The following is a 17,251-nucleotide window of genomic DNA, read 5'->3' as shown; positions in this document are numbered from 1 at the left end:
CCCCATATGGCATACTGGCTCTACAAGTCCGAGCCCTTCAAGTTCTCCTGGGAAAAGCTCAAGTCGAAGGGCGAGGCCGGCGAGGAATGGGACGGCGTGCGCAACTACCAGGCGCGCAACAACATGCGGGCCATGCAGATCGGCGACAAGGGCTTCTTCTACCACTCCAACGAGGGGCTGGAGATCGTCGGCATCACTGAGGTCTGCGGCCTGTCGCATCCTGATTCCACGGCCGGCGAGGACCCGCGCTGGGACTGCGTCGACATCCGCGCCGTGCGCGACATGCCGCGGCCCGTCTCGCTCAAGGAGATCAAGGCCAACCCGGCGCTCTCCAACATGTCGCTCGTCACCTCCATGCGCCTTTCCGTGCAGCCGGTGACGGAGGAAGAGTGGATCGAGGTCTGCCGCATGGGCGGCCTCGACAACCCGCCGCGCTGATGCTGCCGGCGTGAGAACGGACCCCGAGGTCTTCATCCGAAAGAACACCGGCGTGCTTTGCCCGCCGCATGTGCCGGAGGTGCGGCTGCGGCTCGCGACGGAGGCGCATGACCTCTGGCTGAAGACCGAGGAGGAACTGGAAGAGATCGGCCTGCCGCCGCCCTTCTGGGCCTTCGCCTGGGCCGGCGGGCAGGGGCTCGCCCGCCATGTGCTCGACCATCCCGGCCTCGTTGCCGGCAAGACGGTGCTCGATTTCGCCAGCGGCTCCGGCCTTGTCGGCATCGCGGCGCGAATGGCCGGTGCCTCGGCGGTGCTGGCGGCGGATATCGATCCGTGGAGCGGAACGGCGATCCGGCTGAATGGCGGGCTCAACGGCGTCACGCTCGATTACACCGGCGAAGACATGCTGGGTCGTGACGGGGGATGGGACGTGGTGCTGGCCGGCGACGTCTTCTACGACCGCGCCTTCGCCGCGGCGATCGTCCCGTGGTTCTTGGCGCTTGCCGCGCGCGGTGCCACGGTGCTCGTCGGCGATCCCGGCCGCGCCTATTGCCCGCGCGAGCGCATGGAAGCGCTTGCGACCTACCAGGTGCCGGTGACGCGGGCGCTGGAGGACAGCGAGGTCAAGAAGACGACGGTGTGGCGGTTTACCAGCGAGGCCGGATGACGCAGACGCCGGCTTCCCATGAGCAGCCGTAATTGCCGGGCGTCACGGTGATGATCTTCGGTCCGCCCCATGTCCGGCGCGTGCGCCGTTCGGACCGCGCGATCACGCCATCTTCGTCGGCATAGAAATAGAGACTGCCGCCGCTGTCGCGATAGGCGGTGAAGGCGCCGCCGTAGAAATTGCGGTCGCGTGCCTGCCGGTCATGGTTGCCGCCGTAGCGAAGCACGCTGCCGGCCCGCCCGCCGAAGGCATTGTCGAGATGGGGGACGTACCGCAGCCGGGCGGAATGGTCGTGCTGGTGGTGGTGATGGCGCCGGCCGCCGGCGTCTGCGGCCGTCATGCCGCCTGCCGCAAGCACGACCGCAAGCCCTAAGACTTTGGTCGCACGATACGCTGATAACAGAGTCATTCTGTCCTGCCTTCCGGATTACACTTAACAAATCCTTAACGGCAAGATGGGTCACGCGGGGGCGAAAGTCACGGATTCGATTGGGAATTCCGCACTTATCGTTAACGCGCGCCCGGCGGCCCGGACGGGTGTCGTCCGCCGGGCGCGTTTAATCGATTAAATTCATTTTGCACCGCAATGAGACTTGTGGTTCCGCTTTCCGGTGATTAAACGTCGCAATCACTGCATTGTGCACAACATACTGCAATTCCGGAGAAAATTCGTCCAGTTTTTGCTCTCCGGGGTTCCGTGAGGTTCAGATGGCGAATGTCACTCGAAGCCGGCCGCTCTCGCCGCATCTCCAGGTCTACAAGCCGATCCCGACGATGGTCATGTCCATCGTGCACCGCATTACCGGGGCCGCGCTCTATTTCGGCACAGTCCTCGTCGCCTGGTGGCTGATCGCGGCGGCAACGGGCGAAGCCTATTTCGACTGGGTGAGCTGGTTCTTCGGCACGCTCGTCGGCCGCCTCATCCTCTTCGGCTACACCTGGGCGCTGATGCACCACATGCTCGGGGGGCTGCGCCATTTCATGTGGGACATGGGCCGCGGCTACGAGAAGCATTTTTCCACCCGGCTCGCCCTTCTGACCCCGGTCGTCTCCGTCGCCCTGACGGTGCTGATCTGGATCGCCGGCTACCTGGCACGCTGAGGAGACAACCATGGACATGCGCACTCCCCTCGGCAAGGTCCGCGGCCTCGGCTCGGCAAAGGACGGCACGGAGCATTTCTGGCGCCAGCGCCTGACGGCCGTCGCCAACGTCCCGCTGCTTCTCTTCTTCGTCGGTTTCCTCATCTGCTACAACGGCGCCTCCTACGCGGAAGTGACGGCGGCGCTCTCGCATCCGATCGTCGCCGTGATCATGGGCCTCGTCGTCGTGTCGGGCCTCTATCACATGAAGCTCGGCATGCAGGTCATCATCGAGGACTACGTGCATGGCGAAGGCGTGAAGATCGCGCTTCTCATGCTCAACACCTTCTTCGCGATCCTGGTCGGCGGGCTCTGTCTCTTCGCCGTCCTCAAAATCGCCTTCGCAGGATAATCCATCATGGCAGCGATCTCCTCCCCGGCGGCCAACGGCAAGGCCTATCAGTATGTCGACCATTCCTTCGACGTGATCGTCGTCGGCGCCGGCGGCGCGGGCCTTCGCGCGACGCTCGGCATGGCAGAGCAGGGCCTCAAGACGGCCTGCATCACCAAGGTCTTCCCGACGCGCTCGCATACCGTCGCCGCGCAGGGCGGCATCGCCGCCTCGCTGCAGAACATGACGCCGGACTGCTGGCAGTGGCACCTCTACGACACCGTCAAGGGCTCCGACTGGCTCGGCGACGTCGACGCCATGCAGTATCTCGCCATGGAAGCGCCGAAGGCCGTCTACGAGCTCGAGCACTACGGCGTGCCCTTCTCGCGCAACGAGGAAGGCAAAATCTACCAGCGCCCGTTCGGCGGCCACATGCAGAACTACGGCGAAGGCCCGCCGGTGCAGCGTACCTGCGCCGCCGCCGACCGTACCGGCCACGCGATCCTCCACACGCTCTACGGCCAGTCGCTGCGCAACAACGCGGAATTCTTCATCGAGTATTTCGCGCTCGACCTCATCATGTCGGCCGACGGGCGCTGCACCGGCGTCGTCGCCTGGAACCTCGACGACGGCACGATCCATCGCTTCGCCGCCAAGATGGTGGTGCTGGCGACGGGCGGCTACGGCCGCGCCTATTTCTCGGCCACCTCCGCGCATACCTGCACGGGCGACGGCGGCGGCATGATCGCCCGCGCCGGCCTGCCGCTGCAGGACATGGAGTTCGTGCAGTTCCACCCGACCGGCATCTACGGCGCGGGCTGCCTCATCACCGAGGGCGCGCGCGGCGAGGGCGGCTATCTCGTCAATTCCGAGGGCGAGCGCTTCATGGAGCGCTACGCGCCGTCGGCCAAGGACCTTGCCTCGCGCGACGTCGTCTCGCGCTGCATGACGATGGAGATCCGCGAAGGCCGCGGCGTCGGCAAGAACAAGGACCACATCTACCTCCACCTCGACCATCTCGATCCGGCCGTCCTGCACGAGCGCCTGCCGGGCATTTCCGAAAGCGCGAAGATCTTCGCCGGCGTCGACGTGACGCGCGAGCCGATCCCGGTCCTGCCGACCGTCCACTACAACATGGGCGGCATTCCGACGAACTTCTGGGGCGAGGTGCTGAACGCCGACAGCCAGAACCCCGAGCGCCTGGCGCCCGGCCTGATGGCCGTCGGCGAAGCCGGCTGCGCCTCGGTGCACGGCGCCAACCGCCTCGGCTCCAACTCGCTGATCGACCTCGTGGTCTTCGGCCGGGCCGCCGCCATCCGCGCCGGCCAGGTGATCGACCGCAACGAGGCCGTCCCGGCGCTCGACATTGCCGCCTGCGACAGGATCATGGACCGCTTCGACGGCCTGCGCTTCGCCAAGGGCAGCACACCGACGGCGGTGCTGCGCGACAAGATGCAGCGCACCATGCAGGAGGACGCGGCCGTGTTCCGCACGCAGGAATCGCTGGAAAGCGGCTGCAAGCGCATGACGGAAATCTGGAAGGAACTGCCGGACATCAAAGTCACCGACCGCTCGATGATCTGGAACTCCGACCTCGTCGAGACGCTGGAGCTGGAAAACCTGATGGCCAACGCCATCGCCACCGTCTACGGCGCCGAAGCCCGCAAGGAAAGCCGCGGCTCGCATGCCCGCGAGGACTATGTCGACGGTCCCTTCGCCGGCCGCGACGACGTCAACTGGCGCAAGCACACGCTCGCCTGGGTGAACGCGGCGGGCGACGTGAAGCTCGACTATCGCCCGGTGCACACCGAACTCATTGCCGACGGGATCGATCCCAAGAAGATCGAGCCCAAGGCCCGCGTCTACTGATATCGAGGAGAACAGGACATGGTTGAACTCGCTCTCCCGAAGAACTCGCAGGTCACCGAAGGCAAGGTCTGGCCGAAGCCGGAAGGCGCGGCGAACACCCGCGAGCTGCGCATCTACCGCTGGAACCCGGACGACGGGAAGAACCCCTCGGTCGACACGTTCTACATCGACGTCGACGATTGCGGGCCGATGGTGCTCGACGCGCTGCTCTACATCAAGAACAAGATCGACCCGACGCTGACGCTGCGCCGCTCGTGCCGCGAGGGCATCTGCGGCTCCTGCGCGATGAACATCGACGGCACGAACACGCTCGCCTGCACCAAGGGCATGGACGAGATCAAGGGCACGGTGAAGATCTACCCGCTGCCGCACATGCCGGTGGTCAAGGACCTCGTTCCGGACCTCACGAACTTCTACGCTCAGCACCGTTCCATCGAGCCGTGGCTGAAGACCGTGTCGCCGACGCCGGCCAAGGAGTGGAAGCAGAGCCATGAGGACCGCCTCAAGCTCGACGGCCTCTACGAGTGCATCCTGTGCGCCTGCTGCTCGACCTCCTGTCCAAGCTACTGGTGGAACGGCGACCGCTATCTCGGCCCCGCCGTCCTCCTCCAGGCCTATCGCTGGCTGATCGACAGCCGCGACGAGGCGACCGGCGAGCGCCTCGACAACCTGGAAGACCCCTTCCGCCTCTATCGCTGCCACACGATCATGAACTGCGCCCAGTCCTGCCCGAAGGGCCTCAATCCGGCGAAAGCGATCGGCGAAATCAAGAAGATGCTGGTCGAGCGCCGTCTCTGACCTACATAAGCAGCGTTCATGAAACGTGAGAAGGCGGCCCGGACAATCGGGCCGTTTCGTCTTGATTCGTGCGGGCGATTCACGTTAATTCGGCGTGAATTGCTGCAGGGCAGCAGTATCGGGCAGACATCGGGAGTATCGACATGCGGATTTACCATGCGGCCGGCGGACTGATGATGGCGCTTGCTCTGGCGGGCTGCCAGCGGACGGCTTCGATGGACAGCGTCAATACGCAGCCGAACCTTGCCCCGCTCGAAGCCCAGCCGATCGGCACGGTTTCCTCCAGCCAGCTTCCCGATCCCACGACCGGCACCACCAGCCAGTTCCCCGAAAAGCCGACGACCGACATGGCCATGGCGACGGGCACCGGCGATCCGGCGGCGGCCGCCGGCGCGCTCGACGTGAAGAAGGAAGCCATGGTCGGCAACTGGCGCGTCGCCAACGGCCCGTCCTCCTGCGACATGTTCCTGACGCTGACCAATCTCGGCGCCGGCTCGCGCGGCGGTACGCGCGGCTGCGCGGGCGAGCTGACGGCGATGGGCTCCTGGGAAGTCGCCGGCAAGCAGGTGATCCTCAAGGACCGCGACGGCAACCCGATCGCACGCCTCTACAAGACGGCCGATTCCCGCTTCGACGGCTCGACCAATTCGGGCCAGCCGGTCAGCCTCTCGCGCTGATCGCATCCCTCCATCAGATACGGATGACCGCCGCCCATGGGCAAGGACTGGGACAGGGTTTCGACACACCCGGAACACGGCGTTTCGGATAGGCTGGAAGCCCTTGTCGCCAGCGGCGAATTGAAGGCGGACCCCGCCCAGAAGGCGATGGCCGTGCGCTTCGACCGGCTGCTTGCCGACGTCCATGCGCAAAGGCCGGCCCGCAAGTCGAGCGCGCTCGGCTGGCTCTTCGCCTCCCGCAAGCCGGAGGCTGTCAGTGCTCCCAGGGGCCTCTACATCTATGGCGGCGTCGGGCGCGGCAAGACCATGCTGATGGACATGTTCTTCGAGCTTGCGCCGGTCAGGCGCAAGCGGCGGGCGCATTTCCACGAATTCATGGCCGATGTCCACGAGCGCATCCACAGGCATCGCCAGAAGCTGAAGGCCGGCGAGACGAAGGAGGCGGACCCCGTGCCGCCCGTCGCCGCCAGCCTCATCGAGGAAGCGCGGCTCCTCTGCTTCGATGAATTCTCCGTGACGGACATCGCCGACGCGATGATCCTGTCGCGCCTCTTCGGCGAGCTTTTCCAGCGCGGCTGCATCCTGGTCGCGACGTCCAACGTCGAGCCGGACGATCTCTACAGGGACGGCCTCAACCGCGGCCTGTTCCTGCCCTTCGTCGGCCTCCTGAAGAAGCATGTCGAGATCGTGCCGCTGGATTCGCTGACGGACTACCGGCTGGAGAAGGACAGCGGCCTGCCGGTCTTCCGCCATCCGCTCGGGCCCGAGGCCGACAGGGCGATGGATGCGGCCTGGAAGCGCGCGACGGCGGGCCGGGATGTGGCAGCCGCGACGATCGCCTTCCGCGGGCGCGCCATCGCGGTGCCGCAGGCGGCGGGCCGCGCGGCGCGCTTCTCCTTCACCGACCTTTGCGAAAAGCCGCTCGGGGCCGCCGACTATCTCGAAATCCTTGCGCATTACGATACGCTCTTCGTCGACCACATTCCCCTGCTCGGGGCGGAGAAGCGCAACGAGACGAAGCGCTTCATCAACCTCGTCGACACGATCTACGATCATCGGGCGCGGCTCTTCGCCTCCGCCGCCGCGGCGCCCGAAGACCTGCTCGTCACCCGAAAGGGGACCGAAGGCTTCGAGTTCGACCGCACGGTCTCCCGCCTCATCGAGATCCGCAGCACGGAATATCTTGCCGACCACCGGGCCCGCTACGGCGAAAATATGTCGGCGGCATGACATAAATTCTTACGTTTACGTAAGAATTTATCCATCTAACCGATTGAAAATTCTCATTCAAAAAGTATGTGTTGAATTTTTAACCCCAGAGGCGTAATCCCTTGCGCCGAAAGGTCCCGCAATTGCGACATTGGGGACCGTTGATCGGAGCAAGAGGAAGCTTTCATGGCCCGCAAGAAGATCGCACTTATTGGTTCTGGCATGATCGGTGGCACGCTGGCGCATCTGGCCGGCCTCAAGGAACTGGGCGACATCGTCCTCTTCGACATCGCCGACGGCGTTCCGCAGGGCAAGGGCCTCGACATCGCCCAGTCCTCGCCGGTGGAAGGCTTCAACGCCTCGCTGACGGGTGCGAGCGACTACGCCGCCATCGAGGGCGCGGACGTCTGCATCGTGACGGCCGGTGTCGCCCGCAAGCCGGGCATGAGCCGCGACGATCTTCTCGGCATCAATCTCAAGGTCATGGAACAGGTCGGCGCCGGCATCAAGAAATATGCCCCGAACGCCTTCGTCATCTGCATCACCAACCCGCTCGACGCGATGGTCTGGGCGCTGCAGAAGTTCTCGGGCCTGCCGAAGAACATGGTCGTCGGCATGGCCGGCGTGCTGGACTCGGCCCGCTTCCGCCTCTTCCTCTCCGAAGAATTCAAGGTCTCCGTGCAGGACGTCACCGCCTTCGTTCTCGGCGGCCACGGCGACACGATGGTGCCGCTCGCCCGCTACTCGACCGTCGCCGGCATTCCGCTGACCGACCTCGTCAAGATGGGCTGGGTCACCAAGGAACGCCTCGAAGAGATCATCCAGCGCACCCGCGACGGCGGCGCCGAGATCGTCGGCCTGCTCAAGACCGGCTCGGCATACTACGCCCCGGCCGCCTCCGCCATCGAGATGGCCGAGTCCTACCTCAAGGACAAGAAGCGCGTGCTGCCCTGCGCCGCGCACCTTTCCGGCCAGTACGGCGTCAAGGACATGTATGTCGGCGTTCCGACGGTCATCGGTGCCGGCGGCGTCGAGCGCATCGTCGAGATCGACCTCAACAAGGCCGAGCAGGAAGCCTTCGACAAGTCGGTCGGCGCCGTCGCCGGCCTTTGCGAAGCCTGCATCAACATCGCGCCCGCGCTGAAGTAATCCCGGTTCTTTCGTTTCACGCAATTCCGGACGCAAACCGCTTCACACTTTTGCTGGAATTGCTCAGACAGGATTTTCTCATGAACATTCACGAATACCAGGCCAAGGCTCTGCTCAAGAGCTACGGCGCGCCGGTCGCGGAAGGCGTGGCCATCTTCTCCGCCGACGAGGCGGAGGCCGCTGCAAAGTCGCTTCCCGGCCCGCTCTACGTGGTCAAGAGCCAGATCCATGCCGGCGGCCGCGGCAAGGGCAAGTTCAAGGAGCTCGGCCCCGACGCCAAGGGCGGCGTGCGCCTCTCCAAGAGCGTCGAGGAAGTCGTCGCCAATGCCAAAGAAATGCTCGGCAACACACTCGTCACCGCGCAGACCGGTCCGGCCGGCAAGCAGGTGAACCGCCTCTACATCGAGGACGGCGCCGACATCGACCGCGAACTCTACCTCTCGCTGCTCGTCGACCGCTCCGTCGGCCAGGTCGCCTTCGTCGTCTCGACCGAAGGCGGCATGGACATCGAGGCCGTTGCCCACGACACGCCGGAAAAGATCCTGACGGTCGCCATCAACCCGGAAGCCGGCGTCACCGCCTCGGACCTCGCCAAGCTGACCGCCGCCCTCAAGCTCGAAGGCGAAGCCAAGGCGGATGCGGAAAAGCTCTTCCCGATCCTCTACAAGGCCTTCGTCGAGAAGGACATGAGCCTTCTGGAGATCAACCCGCTGATCGTCATGAAGAACGGCCGCATGCGCGTTCTCGACGCCAAGGTCTCCTTCGACGGCAACGCGCTGTTCCGCCATGAGGACATCAAGGCGCTGCGCGACGAGACCGAGGAGGACGCCAAGGAGATCGAGGCCTCCAAGTGGGACCTCGCCTATGTGGCGCTCGACGGCAATATCGGCTGCATGGTCAACGGCGCGGGCCTTGCCATGGCGACGATGGACATCATCAAGCTCTACGGCAAGGAGCCGGCGAACTTCTGCGACGTCGGCGGCGGCGCCGGCAAGGAGAAGGTCGCGGCAGCCTTCAAGATCATCACGGCCGATCCGAAGGTCGAGGGCATCCTCGTCAACATCTTCGGCGGCATCATGAAGTGCGACGTCATCGCCGAAGGCGTGGTGGCGGCCGTGCAGGAAGTGGGCCTCAAGGTTCCGCTGGTCGTTCGTCTCGAAGGCACGAATGTCGAGCTTGGCAAGAAGATCCTGAACGAATCGGGCCTGGCGATCACCGCCGCTGACGATCTGGACGACGCCGCCAAGAAGATCGTCGCCGCGATCAACGGCTAACTGAAGGACCAGACCTCATGTCGATTCTCGTCAACAAGAACACCAAGGTCCTCGTTCAGGGCCTGACCGGCAAGACCGGCACCTTCCACACCGAACAGGCGCTCGCCTATTACGGCACCAAGATGGTCGGCGGCATCCACCCGAAGAAGGGCGGCGAAACCTGGACCGGCTCCAAGGGCGAAACCCTGCCGATCTTCGCCTCGGTCGCCGAAGGCAAGGAAAAGACCGGCGCGGACGCGTCCGTGATCTACGTTCCGCCGGCCGGCGCCGCGGACGCGATCATCGAGGCGATCGATGCGGAAATCCCGTTCATCACCTGCATCACCGAAGGCATCCCGGTTGCCGACATGGTGCGCGTCAAGGCCCGCCTCGACCGCTCCTCCTCGCGCCTGCTCGGCCCGAACTGCCCCGGCATCCTGACGCCGGAAGAATGCAAGATCGGCATCATGCCGGGCTCGATCTTCCGCAAGGGCTCGGTCGGCATCGTCTCGCGCTCCGGCACGCTGACCTATGAGGCCGTGTTCCAGACTTCCAACGAAGGCCTCGGCCAGACGACGGCCGTCGGCATCGGCGGCGACCCGGTCAAGGGCACCGAGTTCATCGACGTCCTGGAGATGTTCCTCGCCGACGACGCCACGACCTCCATCATCATGATCGGCGAGATCGGCGGCTCGGCCGAAGAGGACGCCGCGCAGTTCCTCATCGACGAGGCCAGGAAGGGCCGCAAGAAGCCGATGGCCGGCTTCATCGCGGGCCGTACCGCGCCGAAGGGCCGCACCATGGGCCATGCCGGCGCTGTCGTTTCCGGCGGCAAGGGCGATGCGGAATCCAAGATCGCGGCGATGGAGGCGGCGGGCATCCGCGTTTCGCCTTCGCCCGCGCGTCTCGGCAAGACGCTGGTGGAAGTCCTCAAGGGCTGAAGATACGAAAAGGGTGGGCCGGCTGAAAATGCCGGCCGATCCGTCTCTTCCCGGCGCGATGCGGAAGCGGCGCCGGGCGGCAAACCGGCAAGGCCCGGTCAACACGATCGTTCGGGAGGCGGGCTTTCGCCCGCAAGACACCATGGCACGGCAAGACGCCAACGAACAATTCCTGGCCACGTCCTTCCTCGACGGAGCGAATGCGGCCTATATCGAACAACTCTACGCCCGTTACGAAGCGGACCCCGCTTCCGTCGGCGAGGAATGGCAGGCCTTCTTCAAGGCCCTCGAGGACGAGCCTTCCGACGTCGTGAAGGCTGCCAGGGGCGCCTCGTGGAAGCGCGCGAACTGGCCGATCCACGCCAATGGCGAGCTCGTCTCGGCGCTCGACGGCAACTGGGGCGTCGTCGAACGGGTGCTTGAGAAGAAGGTGCAGGCGAAGGCCGAGGCCGTCGCCGCAAAGACCGGCGCGCCCGTCGACCAGGCCGGCGTCAACCAGGCGACCCGCGATTCGGTGCGCGCCATCATGATGATCCGCGCCTACCGCGCCCGCGGGCACCTGCACGCCAAGCTCGATCCGCTCGGCATCGCCGCCCCGGTCGAGGACTATCACGAGCTCTCGCCCTCGAACTACGGCTTCGAGGAGAAGGATCTCGACCGCAAGATCTTCATCGACAACGTGCTCGGCCTCGAATACGCGACCGTGCGCGAGATGGTGGAAATCCTCGAGCGCACCTATTGCTCGACCATCGGCGTCGAGTTCATGCACATCTCCAACCCGGAAGAGAAGGGCTGGATCCAGGAGCGCATCGAGGGCCCGGACAAGGGCGTCGACTTCACGCCGGAAGGCAAGAAGGCGATCCTGCAGAAGCTGATCGAGGCGGAAGGCTTCGAGCAGTTCATCGACGTCAAGTACAAGGGCACCAAGCGCTTCGGCCTCGACGGCGGCGAGTCGCTGATCCCGGCGCTCGAGCAGATCATCAAGCGCGGCGGCCAGCTCGGCCTCAAGGAAATCGTGCTCGGCATGGCCCACCGCGGCCGCCTCAACGTCCTGACCAACGTGATGGCGAAGCCCCACCGCGCCGTCTTCCACGAGTTCAAGGGCGGCTCCTACGCGCCGGACGACGTGGAAGGCTCGGGCGACGTGAAGTACCACCTCGGTGCCTCCTCGGACCGCGAGTTCGACGGCAACAAGGTGCACCTGTCGCTGACGGCCAACCCCTCGCATCTCGAAATCGTCAACCCGGTCGTCATGGGCAAGGCCCGCGCCAAGCAGGACCAGATGGCGACCGTCTTCGAGGGCGACATCATCCCGCTGCGCGAGCGCGTCAAGGTCATGCCGCTCCTCCTGCACGGCGATGCGGCCTTCGCGGGCCAGGGCGTCGTCGCCGAGATCCTCGGCCTTTCGGGCCTGCGCGGCCACCGCGTCGCCGGCACCGTGCACGTCATCATCAACAACCAGATCGGCTTCACCACGAACCCGGCCTTCTCGCGCTCCTCGCCCTATCCGTCGGATGTGGCCAAGATGATCGAGGCGCCGATCTTCCATGTGAACGGCGACGATCCGGAGGCGGTGACCTATGCCGCCAAGATCGCCACCGAGTTCCGCATGAAGTTCCACAAGCCGGTCGTGCTGGACATCTTCTGCTACCGCCGCTTCGGCCACAACGAAGGCGACGAGCCCGCGTTCACGCAGCCGAAGATGTACAAGGCGATCCGCGCCCACAAGACGGTCGTCAACCTCTACGGCGCCCGCCTCATCGCCGAAGGCCTCATCACCGAGGGCGAGTTCGAGAAGATGCGGGCCGACTGGCGCGCCAACCTCGAACAGGAATTCGAGGCTGGCCAGTCCTACAAGCCGAACAAGGCCGACTGGCTGGACGGCGCATGGTCGGGCCTTCGCGCCGCCGACAACCAGGACGAACAGCGCCGCGGCCGCACCTCAGTGCCGATGAAGCAGCTCAAGGAGATCGGCCGCAAGATCGCGACCATCCCGGAAGGCTTCCACGCCCACAAGACCATCCAGCGGTTCATGGACAACCGCATGCAGATGATCGAGACGGGCGAGGGCATCGACTGGGCGATGGGCGAGGCGCTCGCCTTCGGCACGCTCTGCGTCGAGGGTACGAAGATCCGCCTCTCCGGCCAGGATTGCGAGCGCGGCACCTTCTCGCAGCGCCATACGGTTCTCTACGACCAGGAGACCGAGGAACGCTACATCCCGCTCGCCAACCTCTCGCCGACGCAGGCGCGCTACGAGGTCATCAACTCGATGCTCTCGGAAGAAGCCGTGCTCGGCTTCGAATACGGCTATTCGCTCGCCCGTCCGAACGCGCTGACCCTCTGGGAAGCCCAGTTCGGCGACTTCGCCAACGGTGCGCAGGTCGTTTTCGACCAGTTCATCTCGTCTGGCGAGCGCAAGTGGCTGCGCATGTCGGGCCTCGTCTGCCTCCTGCCGCACGGCTATGAAGGGCAGGGGCCGGAGCACTCCTCCGCACGCCTCGAACGCTTCCTCCAGCTCTGCGCGGAAGACAACATGCAGGTCGCCAACGTCACGACGCCGGCGAACTACTTCCACATCCTGCGCCGCCAGGTGAAGCGCGACTTCCGCAAGCCGCTGATCATGATGACGCCGAAGTCGCTGCTGCGCCACAAGCGGGCGATCTCGTCGCTGTCGGAAATGGCCGGCGAGAGCTCGTTCCATCGCCTGCTGTGGGATGATGCGGAGGTCATCAAGGACGGCCCGATCAAGCTGCAGAAGGACGCCAAGATCCGCCGCGTCGTCATGTGCTCGGGCAAGGTCTACTACGACCTTCTGGAAGAGCGCGAGAAGCGCGGCATCGACGACGTCTACCTCCTGCGCCTGGAACAGCTCTATCCGTTCCCGGCCAAGGCGCTGATCAACGAGCTGTCGCGCTTCCGCAACGCCGAGATGGTCTGGTGCCAGGAAGAGCCCAAGAACATGGGCGCCTGGTCCTTCATCGACCCCTATCTCGAATGGGTGCTGGCGCATATCGACGCCAAGTACCAGCGCGTGCGCTACACCGGCCGTCCGGCCGCCGCCTCGCCGGCGACGGGCCTGATGTCCAAGCACCTCTCGCAGCTTGCCGCCTTCCTCGAGGACGCGCTGGGCGGTTGATCCGCCCGGCCTATCCCTTCCCACGCAAAGACACGAACGAACGGAACTCAACTCATGGCTACCGAAATCCGCGTCCCGACCTTGGGCGAATCCGTCAGCGAAGCGACCGTCGGCACCTGGTTCAAGAAGGTCGGCGACACCGTGAAGGCCGACGAGCCGCTCTGTGAGCTCGAAACCGACAAGGTGACGATCGAAGTGCCGGCCCCGGCCTCCGGCGTCCTGTCGGAAATCACCGCCGCCGCCGGCGAGACGGTCGAACCGGGCGGCCTGCTCGGCCAGATCGCCGAAGGCGCGTCCGCTGGCGCCGCCGCTCCGGCCGCTGCCGCGAAGGCCGAAAAGCCCGCTGCCGCGCCTGCCGCCGAAGCCAAGCCCGCCGCTGCCGGCGCCTCTTCCATGCCGCCGGCCCCGGCCGCCGCCAAGCTGCTCGCTGAAAACAACCTGTCGGCCGGCGACGTCGACGGTTCCGGCAAGCGCGGGCAGGTGCTGAAGGGTGACGTCATCGCCGCCGTCGCCAAGGGCATCACGGCTGCATCCGCTGCCGCAGAGCCGGCCAAGGCCGCCGCCCGCCCGGCCTCCTCGCAGGCCGATGCGCCGCGCGAGGAACGCGTGAAGATGACGCGCCTGCGCCAGACGATCGCCAAGCGCCTCAAGGACGCGCAGAACACCGCCGCCATGCTGACCACCTACAACGAGGTGGACATGTCGGCCGTGATGGACCTGCGCGCCCGCTACAAGGACCTCTTCGAGAAGAAGCACGGCGTCAAGCTCGGCTTCATGGGCTTCTTCACCAAGGCCGTCACGCACGCGCTGAAGGAAATCCCGGCCGTCAACGCCGAGATCGACGGCACCGACATCATCTACAAGAACTATTGCCACATCGGCGTCGCCGTCGGCACGGACAAGGGCCTCGTCGTTCCGGTCGTTCGCGATGCCGACCAGATGTCGATCGCCGAAATCGAGAAGGATATCGGCCGCCTCGGCAAGCTGGCGCGTGACGGCGCGCTGTCCATGGCCGACATGCAGGGCGGCACGTTCACCATCTCGAACGGCGGCGTTTACGGCTCGCTGATGTCCTCGCCGATCCTCAACGCGCCGCAGTCGGGCATCCTCGGCATGCACAAGATCCAGGAACGCCCGGTCGTCGTCGGCGGGCAGATCGTCATCCGCCCGATGATGTATCTGGCGCTCTCCTACGACCACCGCATGGTGGACGGCAAGGAAGCCGTGACCTTCCTCGTGCGCGTCAAGGAAAGCCTGGAAGATCCGGAACGCCTCGTTCTCGATCTCTAAGAGGAGACCGCCATGGACGCAGCACCCGCACCTTTCCTGCTTGCGCTCGTCGGCTGGAGCGTCGTGCTGCTCTTCGTCCATGTCATGCTGCAGGGCATGGCTGCGACACGCGAACTCGGATCGGCATGGAATGCCGGTCCGCGGGACGACGGGCGGCGCCCGCAGGGTGTCCTTGCCGGCCGCGCCGCGCGGGCGTCCGCGAATTTCCGCGAGACCTATCCCGCCTTCGTCGCGCTGGCGCTCGCCCTCGTCGTTGCCGGCAGGGCGGAGGGCCTCGGGGCCATCGGTGCCGGGGTCTGGCTTGCCTGCCGCATCGTCTATATCCCGCTCTATCTTGCCGGCATCCCCTATATCCGCTCCGTCGTCTGGCTGGGTTCGGCCATCGGCCTTGCGGTGATGTTCGTCGCCCTCGTGTTCTGATCGTGCGCCGCGCGGGCGCGGCGGGAGGAAACATGCATCCCTATCTCTTCGAACTGGCTTCCCTGATGGCGATCTTCGCCTTTGCCATCGTCTCGCCCGGCGCGGACCTTGCCATGGTGATGCGCCAGTCGCTGGTGCAGGGCCGGCGGGCGGCCATCATCACCTCCTTCGGCGTCGGCACCTCGCTGATGTTCCACGTCACCTACACGATCCTCGGCCTCGGCCTCATCATTTCCCAGTCGATCTACCTCTTCAACATCGTGAAATGGTGCGGCGTCGCCTACCTCGTCTATATCGGCATCAAGGCGCTGCGCGCCGGCAAGACCGACCTTTCCCTCGAAGCGGTGAAGGGCAATGAGGACGGCAAGGGCGAGCAGTCGGCCCTGCGGGCCTTCGGCCTCGGCTTCCTTGCCAATGCGCTGAACCCCAAGGCGGTCTTCTTCTTCCTGTCGATCTTCTCGACGGTCGTCAGCGCCGGAACGCCCATCGCCGTCAAGTTCGGCTACGGCCTCGTCATGGCAACCTGCCTCATCGCCTGGTTCGTCGGCGTCTCGCTGTTCATGACGACGCCGAAGATGCGGGCCGCCTTCTCGCGCATGAGCCAGTGGATCGACCGGACGAGCGGTCTCGTCTTCATCGCGCTCGGCATCAAGCTCGCCACGGAAAAGGCCCACTGAGCGATGCGCCTCGCCCTCGTCCTTGCCGGATTGCTTGCCGCCGGAGCCGCGTCTGCGGCCGAATGCCGGCAGGACCGCGCGGTCTATGTGGACCGCGACGGGGGCTATGAACTGACCTTCGAGCCCGTCGGCTCCGAGGCGGCGGCGGTGAGCCATCATTTCAGGATGAAGGTGCTTTCCGGCGGCACGGTGCTCGACGGCATCGTCATGCCGGGCGATCCGGCGCGCTCCAACGGCATGGTCATGCACGATTGCCCGGAGGGCGACGTCACCGGCGAGGACATCGCCGCCTGCACCGTCTGGGAGGGCGTCATCTACGCGCTCGGCGGGGCAGGCGATGCGGATCTCCTGCCGGAGGAGAGCGCCACGGCCGCCGAAACCCTGCTGCTTGCCGGCTTCGGCCCGTCGCTGCGCTATTCCGCGCTGTGGGATGCGGGCAAGGCGCGCGCGGTTCCCTCGGATGTCTTCAAACGGAAAGGATGTTCGGCATGAGCGAAGCACCCGTTCTTCTCGTCACCGGCGGCAGCCGCGGCATCGGCGCGAGCGTCTGCCGGCTGGCGGGCGCGGCCGGCTGGCAGGTCGCTGTGAACTATGCGTCCAACCTCGATGCCGCGGAGGCCGTCGTCGCCGATATCCGCGCGCTCGGCGGCTCGGCGGTCGCCGTTCAGGGCGATGTCGGCACCGAGCTTGGCCTCGCCTCGATCTTCTCGGCCGTCGACGGCACGTTCGGCCGGCTCGACGGCCTCGTCAACAATGCCGGCATCGTGGCAATGCCGCAGCGCGTCGACGAGATGTCCGCCGAGCGGCTGGAGCGCATGTTCGCCGTCAATGTCATGGGCTCGATCCGCTGCGCGCAGGAGGCGGTGCGCCGCATGTCGACCCGCCACGGCGGACGGGGCGGCGCCATCGTCAATCTCTCCTCGATGGCCGCGCTCCTCGGCGCTGCCGGCCAATATGTCGACTATGCCGCGAGCAAGGGGGCCATCGAGAGCTTCACGATCGGCCTTGCCCGCGAGGTCGCGGCGGAAGGCATCCGCGTGAACCTCGTGCGCCCCGGCATCATCGACACCGACATCCACGCTTCCGGCGGCCTGCCGGACCGGGCGCGCGAGATGACCGCACTCATCCCGATGCAGCGGCCGGGCACGGCCGACGAAGTCGCCCAATCCATTCTCTATCTTCTCTCCGATGCGGCATCCTATGTGACGGGTGCCGCCCTCAACGTCAGCGGCGGCCGCTAGGCGCCCGCGCAG

18 protein-coding genes are annotated in these 17,251 nt (G+C 65.7%); 17 read left to right on the top strand and 1 reads right to left on the bottom strand.

Annotated features, from left to right (window positions below; all coding sequences use genetic code 11):
- Window positions 1-6: 6 nt before the first annotated feature.
- Both ACZ5TO_RS15825 and ACZ5TO_RS15820 read left to right on the top strand, forming a co-directional pair.
- On the top strand, window positions 7-438 hold the full coding sequence (locus ACZ5TO_RS15825; RefSeq protein WP_184146378.1) for an EVE domain-containing protein: 432 nt from the start codon (window positions 7-9) through the stop codon (window positions 436-438).
- Window positions 439-448: 10 nt separating this feature from the next.
- On the top strand, window positions 449-1,105 hold the full coding sequence (locus tag ACZ5TO_RS15820) for a class I SAM-dependent methyltransferase (protein WP_464798778.1): 657 nt from the start codon (window positions 449-451) through the stop codon (window positions 1,103-1,105).
- Here the strand turns inward: ACZ5TO_RS15820 and ACZ5TO_RS15815 are convergent.
- Entirely contained in the window at window positions 1,086-1,445 is a 360-nt protein-coding gene (locus ACZ5TO_RS15815) for a hypothetical protein (protein WP_464798777.1), read from the bottom strand. The genes ACZ5TO_RS15820 and ACZ5TO_RS15815 overlap by 20 nt on opposite strands.
- Window positions 1,446-1,813: 368 nt before the next feature.
- Between ACZ5TO_RS15815 and sdhC the strand changes: the two genes are divergently transcribed.
- The 15 genes from sdhC (at window position 1,814) to ACZ5TO_RS15740 (ending at window position 17,239) form a co-directional block, all read left to right on the top strand.
- A complete protein-coding gene (gene sdhC, locus ACZ5TO_RS15810) occupies window positions 1,814-2,206 on the top strand; it encodes a succinate dehydrogenase, cytochrome b556 subunit (protein ID WP_464798776.1) in 393 nt (130 codons plus the stop codon).
- Window positions 2,207-2,216: 10 nt separating this feature from the next.
- Window positions 2,217-2,597 carry a succinate dehydrogenase, hydrophobic membrane anchor protein gene (sdhD, locus tag ACZ5TO_RS15805; protein WP_184146386.1) on the top strand — a complete coding sequence of 127 codons (381 nt, stop codon included), beginning with the start codon at window positions 2,217-2,219 and terminating at the stop codon, window positions 2,595-2,597.
- A gap of 6 nt (window positions 2,598-2,603) precedes the next feature.
- Window positions 2,604-4,445 (top strand): succinate dehydrogenase flavoprotein subunit, encoded by a 1,842-nt coding sequence (gene sdhA, locus ACZ5TO_RS15800; RefSeq protein ID WP_464798775.1) that lies wholly within the window; start codon window positions 2,604-2,606, stop codon window positions 4,443-4,445.
- Between the two features lie 18 nt (window positions 4,446-4,463).
- Window positions 4,464-5,243 (top strand): succinate dehydrogenase iron-sulfur subunit, encoded by a 780-nt coding sequence (locus ACZ5TO_RS15795; RefSeq protein ID WP_184146390.1) that lies wholly within the window; start codon window positions 4,464-4,466, stop codon window positions 5,241-5,243.
- A gap of 143 nt (window positions 5,244-5,386) precedes the next feature.
- On the top strand, window positions 5,387-5,920 hold the full coding sequence (locus ACZ5TO_RS15790; RefSeq protein WP_184146392.1) for a protease inhibitor Inh/omp19 family protein: 534 nt from the start codon (window positions 5,387-5,389) through the stop codon (window positions 5,918-5,920).
- A 36-nt stretch (window positions 5,921-5,956) separates the two neighbouring features.
- The gene (zapE, locus tag ACZ5TO_RS15785) at window positions 5,957-7,150 is read left to right on the top strand and encodes a cell division protein ZapE (protein WP_464798774.1); all 1,194 of its coding nucleotides are present in this window, start codon (window positions 5,957-5,959) and stop codon (window positions 7,148-7,150) included.
- 165 nt (window positions 7,151-7,315) lie between these two features.
- Window positions 7,316-8,278, top strand: coding sequence for a malate dehydrogenase (gene mdh, locus ACZ5TO_RS15780; RefSeq protein WP_184146395.1), 963 nt, complete (start codon window positions 7,316-7,318; stop codon window positions 8,276-8,278).
- Window positions 8,279-8,358: 80 nt separating this feature from the next.
- A complete protein-coding gene (gene sucC, locus ACZ5TO_RS15775) occupies window positions 8,359-9,552 on the top strand; it encodes an ADP-forming succinate--CoA ligase subunit beta (RefSeq protein ID WP_464798773.1) in 1,194 nt (397 codons plus the stop codon).
- A gap of 17 nt (window positions 9,553-9,569) precedes the next feature.
- Window positions 9,570-10,472: a succinate--CoA ligase subunit alpha gene (gene sucD, locus ACZ5TO_RS15770; protein WP_184146399.1), complete on the top strand. Its 903-nt coding sequence runs from the start codon at window positions 9,570-9,572 to the stop codon at window positions 10,470-10,472.
- Window positions 10,473-10,614: 142 nt separating this feature from the next.
- Window positions 10,615-13,611: a 2-oxoglutarate dehydrogenase E1 component gene (locus ACZ5TO_RS15765; RefSeq protein ID WP_464798772.1), complete on the top strand. Its 2,997-nt coding sequence runs from the start codon at window positions 10,615-10,617 to the stop codon at window positions 13,609-13,611.
- A 54-nt stretch (window positions 13,612-13,665) separates the two neighbouring features.
- Window positions 13,666-14,901 carry a 2-oxoglutarate dehydrogenase complex dihydrolipoyllysine-residue succinyltransferase gene (gene odhB / locus ACZ5TO_RS15760; protein WP_464798771.1) on the top strand — a complete coding sequence of 412 codons (1,236 nt, stop codon included), beginning with the start codon at window positions 13,666-13,668 and terminating at the stop codon, window positions 14,899-14,901.
- A 12-nt stretch (window positions 14,902-14,913) separates the two neighbouring features.
- The gene (locus tag ACZ5TO_RS15755) at window positions 14,914-15,321 is read left to right on the top strand and encodes an MAPEG family protein (RefSeq protein WP_464798770.1); all 408 of its coding nucleotides are present in this window, start codon (window positions 14,914-14,916) and stop codon (window positions 15,319-15,321) included.
- A 32-nt stretch (window positions 15,322-15,353) separates the two neighbouring features.
- Entirely contained in the window at window positions 15,354-15,998 is a 645-nt protein-coding gene (locus tag ACZ5TO_RS15750) for a LysE family translocator (protein WP_184146407.1), read from the top strand.
- Window positions 15,999-16,001: 3 nt separating this feature from the next.
- Window positions 16,002-16,490: a hypothetical protein gene (locus ACZ5TO_RS15745; RefSeq protein ID WP_464798769.1), complete on the top strand. Its 489-nt coding sequence runs from the start codon at window positions 16,002-16,004 to the stop codon at window positions 16,488-16,490.
- A complete protein-coding gene (locus tag ACZ5TO_RS15740; RefSeq protein ID WP_184146411.1) occupies window positions 16,487-17,239 on the top strand; it encodes an SDR family oxidoreductase in 753 nt (250 codons plus the stop codon). The genes ACZ5TO_RS15745 and ACZ5TO_RS15740 overlap by 4 nt, the downstream gene beginning before the upstream one ends.
- The last annotated feature ends 12 nt before the right edge of the window (window positions 17,240-17,251 follow it).

Source organism: Shinella sp. Sh6, from assembly GCF_055392685.1.
This window is presented reverse-complemented; position numbering and strand designations above follow the sequence as displayed.